At 69.2% G+C, this 19791-nt stretch carries 19 protein-coding genes, 1 tRNA gene and 1 pseudogene; 18 read left to right on the plus strand and 3 right to left on the minus strand.

The annotated features are described in order from the left end of the window. Positions 1–131: 131 nt before the first annotated feature. From QM708_RS02055 to QM708_RS02110, 12 genes and pseudogenes are all read left to right on the plus strand, one after another. A complete protein-coding gene (locus QM708_RS02055; RefSeq protein ID WP_415103908.1) occupies positions 132–965 on the plus strand; it encodes an undecaprenyl-diphosphate phosphatase in 834 nt (277 codons plus the stop codon). Between the two features lie 15 nt (positions 966–980). Next, the gene (locus QM708_RS02060; RefSeq protein ID WP_415103910.1) at positions 981–1967 is read left to right on the plus strand and encodes an aldo/keto reductase; all 987 of its coding nucleotides are present in this window, start codon (positions 981–983) and stop codon (positions 1965–1967) included. A gap of 35 nt (positions 1968–2002) precedes the next feature. After that, a tRNA-Leu gene (locus QM708_RS02065) sits at positions 2003–2088 on the plus strand. A gap of 362 nt (positions 2089–2450) precedes the next feature. Continuing rightward, positions 2451–3305 (plus strand): type IV toxin-antitoxin system AbiEi family antitoxin domain-containing protein, encoded by an 855-nt coding sequence (locus QM708_RS02070; protein ID WP_415103912.1) that lies wholly within the window; start codon positions 2451–2453, stop codon positions 3303–3305. A 39-nt stretch (positions 3306–3344) separates the two neighbouring features. Then, a pseudogene (locus tag QM708_RS02075) lies at positions 3345–3767 on the plus strand (nucleotidyl transferase AbiEii/AbiGii toxin family protein); the annotation flags it as partial. A 127-nt stretch (positions 3768–3894) separates the two neighbouring features. After that, positions 3895–4251, plus strand: coding sequence for a hypothetical protein (locus tag QM708_RS02080; RefSeq protein WP_415111226.1), 357 nt, complete (start codon positions 3895–3897; stop codon positions 4249–4251). 371 nt (positions 4252–4622) lie between these two features. Beyond that, positions 4623–5249, plus strand: coding sequence for a PadR family transcriptional regulator (locus QM708_RS02085; RefSeq protein ID WP_415103914.1), 627 nt, complete (start codon positions 4623–4625; stop codon positions 5247–5249). Then, entirely contained in the window at positions 5246–5956 is a 711-nt protein-coding gene (locus QM708_RS02090; protein ID WP_415103916.1) for an ABC transporter ATP-binding protein, read from the plus strand. Before QM708_RS02085 ends, QM708_RS02090 begins: the two co-directional genes overlap by 4 nt. A 1-nt stretch (position 5957) precedes the next feature. Continuing rightward, a complete protein-coding gene (locus tag QM708_RS02095) occupies positions 5958–7304 on the plus strand; it encodes an ABC transporter permease (RefSeq protein WP_415103918.1) in 1347 nt (448 codons plus the stop codon). An 18-nt stretch (positions 7305–7322) separates the two neighbouring features. Further along, positions 7323–8552: a hypothetical protein gene (locus QM708_RS02100; protein WP_415103920.1), complete on the plus strand. Its 1230-nt coding sequence runs from the start codon at positions 7323–7325 to the stop codon at positions 8550–8552. Positions 8553–8666: 114 nt separating this feature from the next. Continuing rightward, a complete protein-coding gene (locus QM708_RS02105) occupies positions 8667–9899 on the plus strand; it encodes an FAD-dependent oxidoreductase (protein WP_415103922.1) in 1233 nt (410 codons plus the stop codon). Between the two features lie 28 nt (positions 9900–9927). Then, positions 9928–10764 (plus strand): family 16 glycosylhydrolase, encoded by an 837-nt coding sequence (locus QM708_RS02110; protein ID WP_415103924.1) that lies wholly within the window; start codon positions 9928–9930, stop codon positions 10762–10764. 11 nt (positions 10765–10775) lie between these two features. Here the strand turns inward: QM708_RS02110 and QM708_RS02115 are convergent, their stop codons facing one another. After that, the gene (locus QM708_RS02115; RefSeq protein ID WP_415103926.1) at positions 10776–11549 is read right to left on the minus strand and encodes a carbon-nitrogen hydrolase family protein; all 774 of its coding nucleotides are present in this window, start codon (positions 11547–11549) and stop codon (positions 10776–10778) included. Positions 11550–11623: 74 nt separating this feature from the next. Here QM708_RS02115 and QM708_RS02120 point away from each other — a divergent pair, with 74 nt between their 5' ends. Beyond that, the gene (locus tag QM708_RS02120) at positions 11624–12256 is read left to right on the plus strand and encodes a GntR family transcriptional regulator (RefSeq protein WP_415103928.1); all 633 of its coding nucleotides are present in this window, start codon (positions 11624–11626) and stop codon (positions 12254–12256) included. A gap of 29 nt (positions 12257–12285) precedes the next feature. On the opposite strand, the gene QM708_RS02125 is transcribed toward QM708_RS02120, so the two are convergent. After that, positions 12286–13599, minus strand: coding sequence for an MFS transporter (locus QM708_RS02125; protein ID WP_415103930.1), 1314 nt, complete (start codon positions 13597–13599; stop codon positions 12286–12288). A gap of 93 nt (positions 13600–13692) precedes the next feature. Here QM708_RS02125 and QM708_RS02130 point away from each other — a divergent pair, with 93 nt between their 5' ends. Beyond that, positions 13693–14388 carry a DUF2848 family protein gene (locus QM708_RS02130; RefSeq protein ID WP_415103932.1) on the plus strand — a complete coding sequence of 232 codons (696 nt, stop codon included), beginning with the start codon at positions 13693–13695 and terminating at the stop codon, positions 14386–14388. Between the two features lies 1 nt (position 14389). On the opposite strand, the gene QM708_RS02135 is transcribed toward QM708_RS02130, so the two are convergent. Beyond that, entirely contained in the window at positions 14390–15118 is a 729-nt protein-coding gene (locus QM708_RS02135) for a GntR family transcriptional regulator (protein WP_415103934.1), read from the minus strand. A gap of 161 nt (positions 15119–15279) precedes the next feature. On the opposite strand from QM708_RS02135, the gene QM708_RS02140 reads away from it, so the two are divergent. The 4 genes from QM708_RS02140 (at position 15280) to QM708_RS02155 (ending at position 19671) form a co-directional block, all read left to right on the plus strand. Beyond that, positions 15280–17343 carry a glucose PTS transporter subunit IIA gene (locus tag QM708_RS02140; RefSeq protein WP_415103936.1) on the plus strand — a complete coding sequence of 688 codons (2064 nt, stop codon included), beginning with the start codon at positions 15280–15282 and terminating at the stop codon, positions 17341–17343. A 24-nt stretch (positions 17344–17367) separates the two neighbouring features. Further along, positions 17368–18153 (plus strand): glucosamine-6-phosphate deaminase, encoded by a 786-nt coding sequence (gene nagB / locus QM708_RS02145; RefSeq protein WP_415103938.1) that lies wholly within the window; start codon positions 17368–17370, stop codon positions 18151–18153. A 34-nt stretch (positions 18154–18187) separates the two neighbouring features. Next, complete coding sequence (gene nagA / locus QM708_RS02150; protein WP_415103939.1) at positions 18188–19339, plus strand: N-acetylglucosamine-6-phosphate deacetylase; 1152 nt, start codon at positions 18188–18190, stop codon at positions 19337–19339. A gap of 104 nt (positions 19340–19443) precedes the next feature. Continuing rightward, positions 19444–19671: a hypothetical protein gene (locus QM708_RS02155; protein ID WP_415103940.1), complete on the plus strand. Its 228-nt coding sequence runs from the start codon at positions 19444–19446 to the stop codon at positions 19669–19671. The last annotated feature ends 120 nt before the right edge of the window (positions 19672–19791 follow it).

The raw sequence follows: 19791 nt of genomic DNA on the forward strand, positions 1-19791 counted from the left end.
AACTCCTCTACGGCGCTCTGCACGGCCCAGCGCCGCACACGTGCAAGCCTAACCGCCGAAACCGCCACTAGGCTGGTGCGGCCGAGCGGCCCGGACGGGCGGCGGTTTCCACACGGGGAAGGTTGGAAAGCATGGAGTGGTGGCAATCGGTGATCCTGGGGATCGTCGAGGGTGTGACGGAGTTCCTCCCGATCAGCTCGACGGGGCACCTCACGGTGACGGAAAGCCTGATGGGCCTGCCCATCAACGATCCCTCGGTGACCGCCTACACCGCGATCATCCAGATCGGCGCGATGCTGGCGTCCATCGTCTACTTCTGGTCCGACATCGTGCGGATCGCCGGCGCCTGGTTCGCGGGCCTGGCCAACAAGGACAAGCGCGGCCCCGACTTCGCGCTGGGCTGGGCGATCATCGTCGGCTTCGGCGTGACCGCCGTGATCGCGCTGGCGCTCAAGGACCTGATCGAGGGACCGCTGCGCAGTCTGTGGTTCGTGGTCGGCGGCCTGATCCTGTGGAGCGGCGTGATGTTCCTCGCCGACCGGATCGGCAAGCAGGAGCGTGGCGAGAAGTCGATCACCTGGGTGGACGGCGCCAAGCTCGGCCTGATCCAGTGCCTGTCGCTGGTGCCCGGCGTGAGCCGCTCGGGCGCCACCATCTCGGGCGCGCTGCTGCTCGGCATCGACCGGGTCACCGCGACCCGGATGAGCTTCTTCCTCGGCATTCCCACCCTGGTCGCGGCCGGTGGCTACCAGGCCGTGTCGTCGGCGTCCGATGTCGCCGCGGGTGTCGGCTGGACCGCCGCCATCATCGGCACCATCGTGTCGTTCGTGGTCGCCTACGTGTCGATCGCGTGGCTGCTGAAGTTCGTGGCCACCAACGACTTCACCGCGTTCGTGATCTACCGCGTCATCGTCGGCGTCATCATCGCCGTGCTGCTCGCGGTCGGCATCATGCAGCCGTTCTAGGCGTCCGGCGGCGACATGCAACGGCGGACGGCGGGCTCCAGCGGGCTGAGCGTCGCACGGGCGGGCCTGGGCACCATGACCTGGGGGCGGGACACGCCCCTGGACGAGGCGCGCGGCCTGCTGCGCGCGTTCGTGGACGCCGGCGGCGACCTGGTCGACACCGCGCCCGCTTATGCGCGCGGCGCGGCCGAGCAGATCCTCGGACGCCTGCTGCGCACCGACATCCCCCGCGACGACGTGGTGATCGCCACCAAGGCGGGATTCACGTTCCGCGACGGCGTCCGGGTCGTCGACACCTCACGCCGGGCGTTGCTGGACGACCTACACGATTCGCTGCGCCGGCTGCGCACCGATCACATCGATCTGTGGCAGGTGCACGCCTGGGGTTCGGCGCCCCTGGAGGAAACCCTGGCCGCGCTCGATCACGCGGTCCGGACCGGAGTGGTGCGGTATGCCGGCGTGTCGAACTTCGTCGGCTGGCAGACCGCCGCCGCGGCCACCTGGCAGTCGGCCTTTCCCGGCCGCGCGCGGCTGGTCAGCAACCAGGTCGAGTACTCGCTGCTGGCCCGGCGGGCCGAAGTCGAGGTGCTGCCTGCCGTGCGGCACTTCGAGATGGGTTTCTTCCCCTGGTCGCCGATGGGGCGCGGCGTGCTGACCGGCAAATACCGCTCCGGCATCCCACGCGGATCGCGCGGCGCCGCCCCGCATTTCCAGTGGTACGTCGAGCCCTACCTCGAATCCCGGTCACGCGCCGTCGTCGAAGCGGTGGCCAAGGCCGCCGACGGGCTGGGCGTCACCCCGTTGCAGGTGGCCTGGCTGTGGGTGCGGGACGCCCCCGGGGTCACCGCCCCATTGCTGGGTGCGCGGACGGCGTCCCAACTCGCCCCGTACCTGGAGGCGGAGTCCATGACGCTGCCCCACGAGATCGCCTCAGCCCTCGACGACGTCTCGGGTGGTCCGAATGACGCCCGTTTTGGTTCGGACGGCCCGGTCACGCTATAGTTACCGGGCTGCCGGGGAGACCCGGCCGACACTCTGTCCGGGTGGCGGAATTGGCAGACGCGCTAGCTTGAGGTGCTAGTGCCCGTATTAGGGCGTGGAGGTTCAAGTCCTCTCTCGGACACGTACAACCCCCAGTCAGATCACTCTGGCTGGGGGTTTTGCTTTGTTCGCCCCCTCGAAGCGCCCGGCATCCGTCCGAGACGCCGCCGTTATTGCACGCCGGTTTGCACGGTCACCGAGCGCCCCACATCCGTTGACGGAGCCTACGCTCCGTCGTCGCACGCTGCTTACCCTCGCCACGCGCATGTTGCAGCATGCGCCCGAAGACAACGTCCAGCGCGAGGGCACGGAGCCTACGCTCCGTCGATGCGGAGCATCACCGACCCGCAGCCACAGGGGCCAACTCGACCAACCGGTACTGCGAGTTAGAGATCAACCACCAATGATCTTGGTATCTATCTTCTTAAAAGATAGAATCTAAGTATGTATGCGCGAACCGCACTCAGAGACCTGGCGGAGGTGACTGCATCCCAGTGGGGAATGGTGACCTCAGCTCAAGCCGTTGCGCACGGCGTGAGTCATCTGACGCTGTCACGGCTCACTGGGTCCGGAGACTTCATCCGGGTCGCGCACGGCGTCTACAAGAACGCCTGCGCACCGAGTGACGAACACGAGGCACTGCGGGCCGCCTGGCTGGCTATCGAACCGGACCGGTTCGCTTGGGAACGGACCGCAGAACGACCAGGGTTCGCAGTGGTATCCGGCGAGTCAGCTGCCCAGCTGCACGGCATCGGAAACCTCCGCGCCATGCGCAGCGAGTTCACCACACCGGTACGCAAGCAGACCCAACGCCTCGACGTCCGGTACCGCACCCGCACCCTGACCAGCGACGACGTCACCATCCGCGCCGGGCTACCGGTGACCACTGTTGAACGCACCATCGCAGACCTGGTCGAGGCACGCGTCCAACTCGGCCACATCGGCGACGCGCTACGCGACGCCGCACGCCAGTCCCGCCTCGACACCGACCGGCTGATCGAACTCCTTGCCCCACTCGCCGAACGCAACGGCCACCCCAAGCGCGACGGCCAAGCGCTGCTCGCACAACTCCGCGAAGCAGCCGGGATCGATATCGCGAGTCTTGTGCGGAGGATCGCTGCGGTCCCGAACCTGAGTGCCCTGGTCGCGGGCCGCTACCTCGCGTCGCTTGAGCTGCCGGATGACCTGACGCTCGGAGCCGTACGTTCACTCCTGGAGTCAGCAGCCAGCTCGGCTGCCCGCGACGCGACAGCCGATCACCTCACCGAAGTACTGAACATCACCGAATGGGCATCCTGACCCGACCGGATGACCACTCCAACCGAAGGAGACGATGAGATGGAAGTCCAGGGATACTCAGCACCCGCCGGGGTTGAGGCAGCGATCAGCGCGGCCGCGAAGAACGCCTACGCCGCCGATCCGTCGATCTCCGTGTCAGATCGCATCCGCCAGGAGTACTTCCGCCGCTTCCTCAGCCGCATCTTCGCCGACGGCGCAGAGTCCGCCTGGCTCCTCAAGGGCGGCACTGGCGTTCTCGCACGCGTCGGATCAGCGCGCACCACCACCGACGTCGACCTCTTCCGACAGCACGCCTCGCTCGACGCCGCCCTCAGCGAGTTGAGACGGCTCGCTGCGATCGACCTCGGCGACTTCTTCCGCTTTGAGTACACCTCGCACACCAGCGCCGTCGCCGGCCAGCAGACCTACGCAGTCGGCTACCACGTCAACTTCGATGTCTACATCGGCGCCAACAAGCGCGGCGATCTCGGTGTCGATCTCGTCGTGAACGTGATCGTCACCGACGAGCCCACCATCACCCCACCAGCCAACGGGCTCAACCTGCCCAGGCTCATCAGCCACGACTTCCGTCTACCCCGTCGTCGACCAGATCGCCGACAAGGTCTGCGCCACCCTCGCCCTCTACAACGGCAAGCCCTCCAGCCGCGAATGGGACCTCGTCGACCTCGTCGTTCTCGCGGTCTCCGAAGACGTGGACGCCGACAAGCTCAGACGAGCGTTGACAGCCGAAGCACGGGTCCGGAATCTCCAGCTACCCGGATCATTCGCCGTGCCAGCCAGTTGGGGGCGCCGCTACGCGAAGGACGCCAAGCCTGTCCCAGCTTGTGCCGACTACCGCACCGTCGACCGGGCCCTCGAACTGATGCACACCTTCATCGGCCCAGTCCTCCGCAACGAACCTGTCGGCGGCACCTGGCTCCACGCCGAGCGTGCATGGCGTCGCTAAGCGTGCGTGAGTAAATCGCTTCACTCAATCCGCACGGCCTACATAAAAACCCAGTCGGACTGATGTTCTGGCGGGCCGCTCGAAATCGAGTGCAGCGATTTACTCTCCCCCCAGCCGAGCCGACCCTCACCGAGGCCAGCGTTCAGGCGAGCCAAGCGGGCATCACTAACCGAGGGCGAACCCACCTAGCCCGACCGCCTCGGCAGCGAACACCTCCAGTTCGGTGGGTTTTGGCTGTCGGCCGCCGCCACGACGGTCGTCAATGTAGAGATGTGGCGACTAGACGCACCACAACTTTGCATTGATCGGGCCCCGATCACGCGATGCATACCGAGCATGTATGATCGATGCATACTCGGTATGGAGGTGGCATGTCGGTCAAGCACAGCCTGTTGGCGATCCTGACGTCGGGGCCGTCGTACGGCTATCAACTCAAGGCGGAGTTCGAGCGACGGACGGCGTCCACCTGGCCGCTCAACATCGGGCAGGTCTACGGGACGCTCGATCGGCTGGTCCGCGACGGCCTGGTCGAGCCGCGCGGGGAGGACGAGGAGGGCCGCGTTCATTACGCCATCACCGATGCCGGGCGCGCCGAGGTCGCGCAGTGGTTCGCGACGCCGGTGGAGGTGACCCAGCCGCCGCGCAACGATCTGGCGATCAAGCTGACCGTGGCGGCGTCCACGCCCGGCGTCGATGTCGTCGGGCTCGTCCAGACCCAACGCACGGCGACGATGCGCACCCTGCAGCACTACACGCTGGCCAAACGCAAAGCCGATCCCGCCGACGTGGCCTGGTTGCTGGTCGTCGAGCAGATGATCCTGCACGCCGAGGCGGACGCCCGCTGGCTCGACCTCGCCGAACGCCTCGCGACCGCCACCGCCTGGCCGCACGGCGCCGGCCGATCCGGCGCTCCGGCATCGACCGGTAACGACCGCGGTTCCTCACCTACCAGGCGACAGGGCGCCAAACACGGCCGCATGGACGAGGTGGCCCCGTGACCGCCCTCGAACTGGACGACGTCACCCGCGTCTACGCCGACGGCACCACCGAGGTGATCGCCCTCGACCGTGTGAGCCTGACCGTGGCCGAAGGCGAGTTCGTCGCGATCATGGGACCGTCGGGTTCGGGCAAGTCGACCCTGCTCGCGGTGGCGGGCGGGCTCGATCAGGGCTGGACGGGCTCGGTCACCGTGGCGGGAACGCCGCTGGCCGGACGATCCCGCGACGATCTGGCCGCACTCCGCCGCAAGCATGTCGGCTACGTCTTCCAGGACTACAACCTGGTGCCGACCCTCGCCGTCATCGAGAACGTGGCATTGCCGCTCGAACTCGACCGCGTCGACCCGAGTTGGGCGCGGCAGGAGGCCCGCGCCGCGCTGAAACGCGTCGGCATCGGCGAACTGGCCGGACGCCGCCTCGACCAGATCTCCGGCGGCCAGCGGCAACGGGTCGCCATCGCACGGGCCATCGTCGGCGACCGGTCCCTGGTGCTGGCCGATGAACCGACCGGGGCGCTCGACTCGGTGACCGGCGACGACATCATGGCCCGGATGCGGATGCTCGCCGACGACGGGGTCGCGGTCGTGCTGGTCACCCACGAGGCCCGGCATGCCGGATGGGCTGACCGGGTGGTGTTCCTGCGCGACGGACGCGTCATCGACGCCACCCGCGTCGAGTCGTCGGCCGACACGCTGCTGGGCGCCTGAGGTGCGCCGCGTCGCCTGGCGGCTCGCGCGCCGCGACCTGCGCGTTCATCGCTGGCGCAGCCTGCTCATCGTGATGCTGGTGCTGCTGCCGGTCATGGCCGTCACCGCCGGCGCCGTCGTCATTCAGAGCAACCAGCCGACTCGTTCGGAGACGGTCACCCGCGCCTTGGGCGCCACCCAGGCCCGGCTCGGATGGCTGTCACTCGACGAGGACGGCACCGCCTGCGAGCAATTGCCCGACTCGTGGGACTCCTGCGCCTCCCCGGATCGCTTCAGGGTCCGGCCCGCCGCCTCTCTGGCGGACGCCGCACCGCCCGGGTATCGCCTGGTCACCGTCCAGGAGGGCTCGGTCGACGTACAGCGCCCCGTACCCGGCGCGGCATCCCTGCCGCGGGTGGTGCCGCTGACGGCGCTCGATGTGGGCGCCCCGGAGTTCGCCGGCATGCTCGACCTCATCGAGGGACGCCCAGCCTCCGGCACCGAGGTGGTGGTCAGCCGCCCCTGGTTGACGGCGTTCGGCGTCCGGGTCGGTGACGAGGTCGTCACCGCCGAGAGCGCCTACCGGATCGTGGGCGTGGTGGCCGCGCCCGGACTGAAGTCCGCACGACTCTACGTTCCGCCCGGTCATCCGCTGGCCGCAGGTGTCGGCGATAACCGGGTCTTCCTCGTCGGCGAGAATCCCCTCACCTGGGAGCAGGTGCGTTCCCTCAACCGGCGTGGGGTCGGAGCGTTCTCACGAGCGGTGGTGCTCGATGCGCCGGCGCTGGCGCACCTGGACGACGCCGGCCGTTCGATCGTGATGCTGTCCATGGCGGGCGCCCTGGGCGCGACCCTGCTGATGTTCGTCGCCGGTTCGGCGTTCGCGGTCGGCGTCCGTTCGCAACGGCGGCAGCTCGGATTGCTGGGCGCGGTCGGGGCGACGGTGGCGGTGCTGCGCCGGATCGTGCTGACCCAGGCCGTGCTGCTCGGTGGCATCGGCGCCGCTCTCGGGGTGATGCTGGGGATCGCCAGCGGATTCGGTGCCGCCTGGGGTCTGTCCGTCAGCGATACGGCGTCCATCTGGGGCTATCACGTTCCGTGGTTGGTGCTGCCGGCGGTGGCCGCGGTCGGAATCGGGGCGTGCGTGGTCGCCGCCTGGGCGCCCGCGAGATCGGTCGCCAAGGTGGACGCGCTGGAGGCGGTGCGTTCCGCCGAGGTCCGGACGCCGCCCGCGCGCGTCCCCCTGCTCGGCGTGGCCGTCACCACCCTCGGCGCGGCCGTGATGAGCGTCGCGGTGATGGCGTGGCACGGATCGGCGGAACCCTGGGCCTTGGACCTGGGCATCGTCGCCGCCGTGATTCTCGGCTGAATCGTGCTGCTGCTCGGGGTGACGAGGACTCTCAACTTCGTGGTGTTCCTGTTGGCGCGCGGGATACCTCGGCGTCCGCTGGCGGCGCGGCTGGCCGTCCGCGACCTGGACCGTAGCCGGGCCCGTATCGTTCCCGCGGTCGCGGCGGTGCTCACCGCGGCGACGCTCGCCACCACTCTTGCCGTCCTCAATGCCGGGATGCGCACCGACGAGCGCGGACAGGGCACCTGGCAGATGCTGCCCACCCATGTGACGTTGCGCACGTTCGCGGACTATCGCGACCCCGACGCGGCTGAGGACGCGGTGGTCGCCTCGATCGACGGCGTGATTCCGGTCACCGGCTCGCTGCGGATGACGAGCGTGGGCGGGTTCTTGGATGTCCGCGACGAGCATCGCTGCCCCGGCCCCCGGGCGGCCGCGTCCGGCGATGTGCGCTGCGCGGTGCAGGGCGGTGGATACCCGTCGATGTTCGTCGGGGACGCCGAGGAGCTGGCACTGCTGCTGAACCGGACGCCTGCGCCCGATGAACTCGCCGACCTGCGCGCCGGAATGATCCTGACCACGCACCGGGGCTACGTCTCGAACGGGCGGGCCACGGCGCTGTCGCAGACCGAGACGATGCGGTCCGAGGAGGTTCCCGCCCGGCTGGTGGACGCCGACGCCCCTGACGGTTGGTCCGAGATCTCGGCGGGATGGTCGATCGTCTCGGCCGACCGCGCCACGAAGCTCGGCTGGCAGCCCAAAGGCGAGGCGATGGTCGTCCCGCTTGCGCGGACGGCGTCCGAGGCCGAACTCGATCGGATCGAGGCCAATCTGAACGAGATGGCACTCCAGCCGGTGCTGCCCCGCGACCCGCATCGGCCCGGCCCACCGCTCGGATGGTTCGCGGTCGGCGCCGCGGGCTTCCTGCTGCTGGCGATCGTTGGACTGGTCACCGCGCTCGGTGTGACGGACGCCCGCCGCGACGACGCCACCCTCGCCGCCGTGGGCGCCCCACCCGGTCTGCGCCGGACGACCACCGCCGCGCAAGTGCTGGTGGTAGCAGGGGTGGGCACCCTGCTGGGCGCCGGGATCGGTTTGCTCGGAATGACCGCGCTCGCCCACGCGATGCCGGCCAACCTGATCCCGTTCGCGGTGCCGGGCTGGGAATTGGTGGCCCTCGTGTTCGGCATCCCGCTGCTCGGCGCGAGCCTCACCTGGCTCGTCGTGCCGGCGAGCCGAGCCGACGCCGCCCGCCTCCTCACCTGAAGGTGGCCTCATCCGGCCGCGCGGAGCCGGGGAGCGTCCGGCACAGACCCGAGGAATGTCAGGCGCACGGGGCCGCCCCTTGTTGGCCGTCCGCCGGGTGGGTAGCGTCGGTGCATGCCGGATCAGGAGCATGACTGCATCGTCGTCGGGGGCGGGCCTGGGGGAATGCTCACCGCCTATCTGCTCGCGCGGGCCGGCATTGATGTCGTCTTGCTGGAGTCGCATCGCGACTTCAACCGGGAGTTCCGTGGCGACTCCTTGCACCCGTGGACGCTGGAGCTGATGGATCAGCTCGGCCTGGGTGACGAACTGTTGCGGCTGCCGCACTTTCCGGCGACCCGGTTCCGGATGCACACCCCGGTCGGCACCATCATCACCAGCGACTACGCAAAACTGGCCTCGCCGCGTCCGTTCGTCGCGTTGATGCCGCAAGCGCGGTTCCTCGATTTCCTTGCCGAGAAGGCGTCCGTACTGCCGTCGTTCACGCTGATCACCGGGGCCCGGGTCCGCGACCTGATCATCGACGACGATGGCGTCGTGACCGGCGTCAGCTGGCGCGAGGGGGCGCAGACGCGGACGCTGCGCGCGCGGCTCGTGATCGCCGCGGACGGCCGGTTCTCGAAGGTGCGCACGCTGTCGGGGTTGCCGGTGACCGAACTCGGCGCCAGCACCGACATGCTGTGGTTCCGGCTCCCCCGGCATCCGGACGATCCGCCCGAGGCCGATGTCGATCTGTATTTCGGCGCGACCGAGTACGTCGGTCTGCTCGGCGGCGAATCCGACTGGCAGCTCGGCATCAGCCTGCCCAAGGGCGGGTACGCCGCGGCCCGCGACGCCGGGGTGGAGCCGATCCGGGCGTTCCTGCGCGAGCATCTGAGCTGGCTCGACGACCGGATCGATCTGCTGACCGACTTCAACCAGATCACCCTGCTCTCGGTCGAACTCAAACGGCTCGAATGCTGGTTCCGGCCGGGCCTGTTGCTGATCGGGGACGCCGCGCACGTGATCTCACCGGTCGGCGGCAACGGCATCCTGATGGCGCTGCAGGACGCCGTGTCGGTCGCCAACCATCTCACCGACGCGCTGCGGAGCCCGGAACCGATCGGGCTGGCGCCGCTGCTCGCCGTGCAGGAGGAGCGGATGCCGGCGATCCGGCGGGTCCAGGCCGATCAGGCGCGGATCGAGCGGCGCGCCGCGGACGCGCGCGAACAAGGCCGTCCGCTGGTGCCGGGACAGCTGTTGCGGGTGGTCACCGCCCTGCCCGGTGCCCGCACCCGGTCGGCGCGCCGCAACGCGTACGGGCCGAACCCGCCCCGGCTGGCTCTTGTACGATCCGGCAAGGCATAACCCCGATCCATGGAGCGAGCAGTCGAGAATGCGGTCAGCACAGCCCGGCACCGGACCCCACATCGCGGGCCCCAATAGTCGCGGAAAGCCGGGCCAGGCGTCGGCCGTCCCCCGGGTCGCAGCGGGGACGCTGGCCGCGCTGATGGCCACGGTGACGGGATGCACCCTCCCGCCTGCCGCGGAGGCCGAGGACTATCCGTCGGCCGCCAGGGCGTTCGGCTGGACCGAGCGGATCGGCGGGCACGAGTTCAACGATCCGGTCGACTTCGGCACCACCAGTCGCGACGGCGATGGCGAGTGGTACGTCTGGGAAGGCCCCGGCTACCAGGGGCGCGGGCGGATCACGCGCGACAATGTGGACGTCCGGGACGGGCGCTTGATCCTGACCGGCAAGCCCGACGGCAGCACCGGAACGGCCGCCTACTACGGCGCCACGCAGAAGCACGGACGCTGGGAGGCCCGGGTCCGCATCCCCTCGGGCGACTCCGGCTACACCGCGGTCGCGCTGCTGTGGCCGCACAGCCAGCGCTGGCCCGATGACGGCGAGGTCAACTACCTGGAGGCCTACGGCAGCGGCGCCACCAATACGGTCACGGTGCACGACGCGTCCGGCGGCGAGCACGTCTTCGTGCATAGCGACGGCGTCCGGGTCGACATGCGGGACTGGCACACCTATGCCGTCGAATGGACGCCGGATCACATCACGGCCTACCTCGACGGCGCCCCGGTCTGGACGATGGACGACCACGCGATGCTGCCTCCCGGGCCGATGTGGCACTCATTCCAGGTCGACAGCCAGGGCGTCGGCGAGGCGAAGGTTCCCACCGTGATGGAAGTCGACTGGCTCCGCGTCTACCGCCTCTAACCCCCGAAAGGTCACAGAATCGGTACCCGCTGCCGGATGCCCGCGACGATGCTGGGATCGATGTCGGCCACGAGTGCGTCCGCGGCGGCGCCCAGGCGTGCCCGGATGCCGCCGAGCGGCTCGACGATCACGCTGCGGCCCAGGCCGAGCGGGTCGCTGCTGGCGGGCGGCGTCCAGGCCTGGTTGCAGGCGATCAGCCAGGCCTGGGCGTCCATCGCGCGAGCGCGGGTGAGGACGTCCCATTGTTCGGCCTTGCCCGGGCCTTCACCCCACGAGGCGGGCACGACGATGACCTCGGCGCCGCGGCGTCCGAGGTCTTGGAACTGGGCGGGGAAGCGCAGGTCGAAGCAGGTGGCGAACCCGAGCGTGGTCCCGAAGGCTTCGACGGTGACCACGCCGGTTCCGGGCGCGACCGTGTCGGATTCGCGTGCGCCGAAGGCGTCGAACAGGTGGATCTTGTCGTAGTGGGTGTCGACGCCCGCGCCGGTGATCAGCAGCGTATTGCGCACCCGGCCGTCGCCCGATGGGGTGAACATGCCCACCACGAGCAGCGCGCCGGTCTCGGCGGCGAGCTCACGGACGCCGTCGGCGAAGGGCCCGTCCAGGGGTTGCGCGACCTCGGCGAGCGGCGCGCCGAAGCGCACCATCGCGGCCTCGGGGAACGCCAGGACGCGGGCGCCGCGCGCTGCGGCGTCGCGGGCGGCCTCGGCGATCTGAGTCAGGTTGTGGGCGGGATCGTCCGTCGCGCTGATCTGGCAGGCGGCGACGCGGAGCAACTCGGTCATGATGATTCCTTTCCTACTCAAAGAGTGACACGCGCACTGCGGACAACATGTCGATGTCGTGTATACAAAGATCCATGCAGCAGAGGTCGGGGCGGACGAAGGCGTACGAGCACCTGAAAACCGCGATCATGTCCGATCCCGGGCTGGTGGGCACCTTCATCAACGAACAACAGACCGCCGAGGAGTTGGGGCTGTCGCGTACCCCGATCCGCGAGGCGCTGCTGCTGCTGTCGGGCGAACAACTCGTCCGGCTGATTCCCAATCGCGGTGCTTTCGTGCCCGCGCTCACCCCCGAACAGGTGAGCGACATCCTGGCGGCGCGCGCGATGATCGAACCGTGGGCCGCCCGCGAGACGCTGCGGCGTGGCCTGGCACCGGTCGAGGCGATGCGCGACGCCCTCGATCATCAGCGCGGGCTGGGCCCTGAGGTCTCCTCGGCGGCGTTCATTGCGGCCGATCGCGAGTTCCATACCCTGCTGATCCAGGCGACGGGCAATCGGGTGATCACCCAGCTGTATGCGGCCCTCGACGCCCGCCACGTCGTGATCGGTGTCGCCGCGATCGAGCGGAATCCGGCCTCGCTCGAGGTCGTCCTCAGCGAGCATCAGGCGATCGTGGACGCCCTGGCGTCCGACAACGAGGAGGCCGCCGTGGCGGCCATCCTCACCCACCTCGACGAGACGGCGACGCGGCTCGCTCACCACTGAGGAGCGAGCCACGTCCTTCGGGGGGTTCATCAGTCCTCGACGAGTGCCTCGTCCGCCTCGTCGTGCACCGCACGGCCCATGGCGAGGCCGATCAGGGTGATCACACAGGCCACCGCGATGTAGCCCGCGATCGCCCAGCTGTTCTGCCCCGACGCCCAGAAGATGGCGAACATGGTCGGGGCCAGGCCGCCGGCGAAGATGCCCGCGAACGTGTAGGCCAGCGAGCTGCCGGTGTAGCGCAGGCGCGCCGGGAACTGTTCGGCGATGTGCGCGGCCTGGGGCGCGTACATGAAGGAGTGGAACGCCAGGCCGATGATGACGCCGGCCACCGCGAGCGCGAACTGGCGCCCGTCGTTCAGCATGGCCACGAAGACGAACGTCCACACCGCGCCGAGCAGGGCTGCCCCGCCGTAGAGCTTCTTGCGGCTGACCCGGTCGGACAGCCAGCCGGCGAACGGCATCGTGAACACCTGGATCAGGCCCGCGGTCATCGTCGCGGTCAGCGCCTGCTGGTTGGTGAGCTTCTCGGGACCGTTCTGCAGCCAGGTGATCACGTACACCGCGAAGAAGGCGTAGAGAACGTCAGGCCCGAACCGGACCAGGATGGCGCCGAGCAGGGCGCGGCCCTGGGTCTTGAACACCTCGGTGACGGGGGCTTGCGGCGCCTCGCCCTTCTCGAGGATCTTCTGGAAGACCGGGGTCTCCTCGAGCTGATGGCGAATCCACAGGCCGAAGGCGACGAGCAGCAGCGACAGCATGAACGCTGCGCGCCAGCCCCAAGCCTGGAAGGCGGCGTCCGGCATCGACAACGTCATCACCACGAGCAGCGCGTTGGCGAGGAAGCTACCCAGCGGCACGCCGGTCTGGGCGGCGGACGCCCACAGGCCCCGGGTGCCGGGACGCGCGAACTCCGAGGACAGCAGCACCGCGCCGCCCCATTCGCCGCCGACGCCGACGCCCTGCAGGAACCGCAGGAACACCAGCAGGATCGGCGCCCACACACCGGCCTGCTGGTAGGTCGGCAGGACGCCGATCAGGAACGTGGCGACGCCGATCAGCACCAACGTGTAGACCAGGACGCGTTTGCGGCCGATCCGGTCGCCGAGGCGCCCGAAGAAGATGCCGCCGATCGGGCGGGCGACGTAGCCCGCGCCGTAGGTCATGAACGCCTTGATCATGTCCATGCTCGGATCGGAGCCGTCGAAGAACAGCTTGCTGAAGACCGTTCCGGTGACGGCGCCGAAGAGCGCGAAGTCGTACCATTCCAGCGCCGTGCCGGACAGACTGGCCACGAAGGCCTTGCGCAGATTGCGCTTCTCCTGGGGAGTATGCGTTTGACTCATCCGACCTCCTTGTGTCGAGGTCCATACTGGTTGTATACAAGAGGTATTCGCAAGCCTTTAACCCGCATTTAACGAAGGAATCCGGAGGGCACGATGGCTCAACTCAACCTCACCCTGGCCGGCGGCGGCAGCGTCGGCGTCGACGTCACCTACGCGCTGAACGGCGGCTACGCGGGCCGCAATACCGAGCAGGTGCAGCACCACATCGACGAACTGGCCGAACTCGGCATCCCCGGGCCGACCCGCATCCCGACGATGTACCCGCTGTCGAGCACGCTGGCGATCCAGGGCGATCACGTTCAGGTGCCGCACGCGAAGACGTCCGGCGAGGCCGAGTGGGCACTCATCGTGCCCGCACACGCCGCCTCGCCCGACGACTACCTGCTGGTGGCCGCCTGCGACCACACCGACCGCGCGCTTGAGGTGCACGGCGTGGCCTGGAGCAAGCAGTCCTCGCCCGACTTCCTCGGTGATGTCGCCTTCCGCTGGGGCGACGTGAAGGACGATTTCGACTCCTTCACCCTCAAGGCCTGGGTCACCAACGACGGCACCGAAGAGCTCATCTCTGACGGCTCGCCGGCGCTGCTGCTGTCGCCGGCCTACTGGATCGAGAAGCTGGGCGAGGCCGGCCTGCTCAAGCCGGGCACGGTGTTCATGAGCGGCACCATCCCGATGATCCCCGGTGTCAACCAGTTCTCGGACGCCTGGCGGGTGGAGCTCACCGCGCCCGACGGCACCACCAGCCGGGTGGCCTACACCGTCGAGGTGCTCCCCGAGCCCTGGGAGTGATCTAGACCGCGGCGCCTTCCGCGGCGAGCCGGTGACGGGACACGAACCGGAACCGGTCGCCGCGGAAGACCGACCGCGTCCATTCGACGACGCCGCCGGCGGCGTCCCAGCCGGTGCGGTGAATCAGCAGCATGGGCAATCCGGTGTCGACCCCGAGCAGGTTCGCCTGCACCGGGTCGGCCAGCACGGTCTCGACGGTGTCCTCGACGGTGACGATCTCGCGGCCGAAATCCTCGCGCAGCGTGCGGTAGAGCGATCCGCGCTCCCCCAGCTTGCGCTCCAGTTCGGGCAGGTCGCCGGGCAGCCAGGCCACCTCGTGCGCGATCGGCTCGCCGTCGGCGGTGCGCAGCCGCTCGACGCGGTACACCTGGTCGCCTCGCGAGACCCCCAGCGCCGCCGCCGTCTCGGCGTCCGCGTGCACCCGGTCGATGCCGAGCACCACCCCACCGGCGCGCCACCCTTCCGAATCACGCTCCTGAGAGAACGAGGTGAGCGGACGCACCCGCATCACCTTCGGGCGCGAGACGAACGTGCCACGGCCTTGGGTGCGCTCGAGGCGTCCGTCGACGACCAGCTCGGCGATCGCCTGGCGGACGGTGGTGCGCGAGGTGTCGAAGCGCTCGGCCAGCTCGCGCTCGGTGGGCACCGCGGCGCCGGTCGGCAGGCCGGCGATCATCTCGATCAAGGCCTGCTTGACCACGTAGTACTTCGGGATCTTCACTCCGCGCACCCCCGGCACCTGCACCCCACCCCTCGACGAATATTGGCCTAGACCAACCATACTCGACAACACCCTTGACACTCGAATTGGTCTATGCCAATATTCAGGTATTGGTCTAGACCAGCCGGTCGGACCGGTCAACCAGGCGACTCACCCAAGAAGAGGGACAGATGACCACCACCTCGACGGACAAGAAGTCCGGTCTGCGCATCCCAGGATTCGCGCAGCTCCAGCGGCTCGGCAAGAGCCTCATGCTCCCCATCGCGCTGCTTCCCGCCGCGGGCATCCTGCTCCGCCTCGGCCAGCCGGACCTGCTCGGCCAGATCGAGTGGCCCATCATCGGCGCCTTCTTCGACGCGATGAGCGCCGGCGGCGATGCGGTCTTCGCCAACCTGCCGCTGCTGTTCGCGGTCGGCGTCGCCATCGGCTTCGCCAAGAAGGCGGACGGCTCCACCGCCCTCTCGGCGGTCGCCGGCTACCTCGTCATCGCGGCGGTGTTCAAGTCCATGTCGCCGATCGTGCTCGAAGGCGTCACCGACGCCGCCGGCGAGCAGGCGATGATCAACTACTCGGTCTTCGCCGGCATCATCGTGGGCCTGGTCACCGCGTTCCTGTTCGACAAGTACCACGACATCCAGCTGCCCACCTATCTCGGCTTCTTCGGCGGACGCCGCTTCGTGCCGATCGTGGTGTCGTTCACCACCCTGCTGCTGGGCTTCGGTCTCAGCTACTTCTACCCGATCTTCAACACCGGCCTCACCGGCGTGGGTGCCGCGATCGGCGGCTCCGGCGCGATCGGCGCCTTCGCCTACGGCTTCGCCAACCGGATGCTGATCCCGCTCGGCCTGCACCACATTCTCAACGCGTTCATCTGGTTCCTCTACGGCGAGTTCGAGGGCCCCTCGGGCGTCCTGACCGGTGAACTGACCCGCTTCGCCGCCGGCGACCAGGCCGCCGGCCTGCTGACCGCCGGCTTCTACCCGATCCTGATGTTCGGCCTGCCCGCCGCCGCCCTCGCCATGATCCACGTCGCCCGCCCCGCGCAGAAGAAGGTCGCCATCGGCATCCTGTCCGCCGCCGGCCTGACCGCCTTCCTCACCGGCATCACCGAACCGCTCGAATACGCCTTCATGTTCGTCGCGCTGCCGCTGTACATCCTGCACGCGCTGCTCACCGGCCTGTCGATGGCCATCGCCTACCTGCTCGACATCCACCTCGGCTTCTCCTTCTCCGCCGGCCTGATCGACCTGCTGCTCTACGGCACCGCCCCGGCCGCGCAGAACATCCCGCTGCTGGTGATTCAGGGCCTCGCCTTCGCCGTCCTCTACTACGTCGTGTTCCGCTTCGCCATCGTCAAGTGGAATATGCGCACCCCGGGCCGGCTGTCCGATGAGGAATTCGAGGCCGAGCAGGCCGCCAACCTGACCGACGAGGAGGGTGGCGCGACCGCCGGCGGTTCCGCCAAGGCCGAGCAGCTCATCGCCGCCTTCGGTGGCCGCGGGAACCTGGTCAACGTGGACGCCTGCATCACCCGGCTGCGGATGGAGGTCGCCGACAAGTCCCAGGTCAGCCACGCCCGGCTGAAGGCGCTCGGCGCGGCCGGCGTCCTTGAGGTGGGCAACAACGTCCAGGCCATCTTCGGCACCCAGGCCGAGGCGCTCAAGCACGACATCCTGGCCGCCCTCGCCGGTCCCGCGCCGGCCACCCCGATCGCCGCCCCGCTCAACGAAACCGTCGAGGCGTCCGCGCCGGTCGCGACCACGGCCAAGCCGAAGGTGGCCACGACCATCCTCGCCCCCATCCAGGGCCGCGCGGTGGCGCTGTCCGAGGTGCCCGATCCCACCTTCGCCGGCGGCATGGTCGGCAGCGGGCTGGCGATCGATCCGCCCCGCGGCATCGTGGACGCGCTCGCCCCGGTGAGCGGCAAGGTCGTCCAGCTGTGGCCGCACGCCTACGTGATCATGACCGCCGACAAGGTGGGCGTCCTGGTTCACCTCGGCATCGACACCGTCCAGCTCAAGGGCGAAGGCTTCACCACCCACGTCGCCAAGGGCGACCAGGTCGTCGCCGGCCAGCGGATCGTCACCTTCGACGTGCCCGCCGTCGAGGCCACCGGGCGCAACCCGATCATCCCCGTCGTCGTGATGGACACCAAGCCGGACGCCCTGGAGGTGACCGCCTTCCTCGGCGGCCTGGTCTCCCCGCAGGACTCCCTGTTCACCGTCACCCGCTGACCACCCCACGAGAAGAGAAGAATCATGGAAATCGTCATCCTCCCCAACTCCCAGGAGATCGGACGCCTCGGCGGCGGCGTGTTCGCCGACCTGGTCACCGCCAAGCCGGACGCCGTCCTCGGCCTGGCCACCGGAAGCTCGCCGCTGGCCATCTACGACAACCTGGTCGCCCGCCACCAGGCCGGTGAGGTTTCGTTCGCCCAGGCCCGCGCCTTCACCCTCGACGAGTACGTCGGGCTGCCCGCCGATCACCCCGAGCGCTACCGCAGCGTGATCGAGAAGGACTTCACCGGGCGGGTCGACTTCGCCCCCGACTCCGTGCAGGGTCCCAACGGCCTGGCCGAGGACCTGCGCGCCGCCGGCGCCGAGTACGACGCCGCCATCGCCGCCGCGGGCGGGGTCGACCTGCAGATCCTCGGGATCGGCACCGACGGGCACATCGGCTTCAACGAGCCGGGCTCCTCTCTCGCCTCCCGCACCCGGATCAAGACCCTCACCCATCAGACCCGCCTCGACAACGCGCGGTTCTTCGACAACGACCTGGACGCCGTGCCGGTGCACTGCCTCACCCAGGGGCTGGGCACCATCATGGAGGCGCGGCACATCCTGCTGGTCGCCACCGGTCAGGGCAAGGCCGAGGCCGTCCACCACCTCGTCGAGGGCGCGGTCAGCGCGATGTGGCCGGGCACCATCCTGCAGCACCACCCGCACGTGACGGTCCTTCTCGACGAGGCGGCCGCGAGCCGCCTGCAGCTCGCCGCGTACTACCGTCAGACCTACGCGTCGAAGCCGGCCTGGCAGGGACTGTGACCGGCGGCGTCCGGGGAGGGGAACACTGATGTCGATGCTGATCACCGCGGGAACGGTCGTCACCGGATCGGAGATCCTGCGACCGGGTTGGCTTGAGGTCGCCGGGGGCCGGGTGCGCGCGCTCGGCTCCGGCGAGCCGCCCCGCCCGCTCGGTGTCGGTGATGTGGCCTTGGGTGAGGTGACCGTGGTGCCGGGGTTCGTGGACATGCACACCCACGGTGCCGGCGGCGGCGCCTTCCCCGAGGCGACCGCCGAGGCGTCCCGGGCCGCGGTCGCGATGCACCGGGCGCACGGCACCACGGCGCTGATCGCGTCGCTGGTGTCGGCGCACCCCGACGAGTTGCTGCGCGAGGTGTCGGTGCTCACCGAGCAGGTCGAGGACGGCCTGATCGGCGGCATCCACCTGGAGGGCCCCTGGCTCGCGCCGTGCAAGAAGGGCGCGCACGACCCGACCGCGCTGCGGAACCCTGAGGCTGCCGAGATCGCGCGGCTGTTCACGGCGGGGCGCGGGACCATCAAGATGGTCACTATCGCTCCCGAACTCGACGGGGCGATGGCCGCCATTGGCCAGATGGTCGATCTCGGCGCCATTGCCGCGATCGGGCACACGGACGCCTCACTGGAGCAGGCCCGGGCCGCCATCGACGCCGGAGCGAGCGTGGCGACGCACCTGTTCAACGCGATGCGGCCCGTGCATCATCGCGAGCCCGGGCCGATCGTGGCCCTGGTCGAGGACGAACGCGTCACCGTGGAGATGATCGGCGACGGCGTCCACCTGCACCCCGCGCTGTACACCGAGGTGTGCCGACGGGTCGGTGACGACCGGGTGACCCTGGTCACCGACGCGATGGCCGCCGCCGGCATGGCCGACGGCGCCTACGTGCTCGGCGCCTTGCCCGTCGAGGTCTCAGGCGGCGTCGCGCACATCGCCGGCACCGACACCATCGCCGGCAGCACCGCCACCATGGACCAGCTGTTCCGGTTCGCGCTCGCCCACGGCGGCGGCTCCGCCGACGAATCCCTGCTGCGCGCCGTGCGCCAGACGTCGGTCAACCCGGCACGGGTGATGGGCTTCGCCACCGTCGGTCTAGGTGCCGGCATGGCCGCGGACGCCGTCGTGCTGGACGCCTCGTCTGCCGTGGTGCGCGTGCTGAAGTCGGGTGAGTGGGTGCACACGGCCGGCTGAGGTGCCTGGTTGGCGTGGGCGTCCGTCTCGGTGACCGGGTCGGACGCCCACGCCGCGCTTGTTGTCTGACGCAGCCGGAACGCGACCCATGGCATCCTTCAGGAATGAGGCTCACGACGATCAAAGTCAGCCACGAGGTGCGCGACCTGCTCACCCGACAGGCCATCGCCGAGGGCCGCACCATGAGTGAGCATCTGGCCTACCTTGCCTCCCTTGCCGACAAGCTGCGTCGGATCGAACGGCTGCGGGCTGAGATCGATGCGACCTCGGCCCACGATCTTGCTTCCTACCGCGAGGAGACCGAGTGGTGGGAGTCCGCGCAGGACTCCTGACCTCCAGCCCGGCAACATCGTCGATTGCCCAACCCGATTGTTCTCATTTCTTCGGATCCTGGAGCCAACGTCACACACGAAGGCCGATAGGAGAAGAATCGGGCCTGTACTCACACCCGA

Source organism: Propioniciclava sp. (assembly GCF_047602245.1).
Taxonomy (GTDB): Bacteria; Actinomycetota; Actinomycetes; order Propionibacteriales; family Propionibacteriaceae; genus Propioniciclava.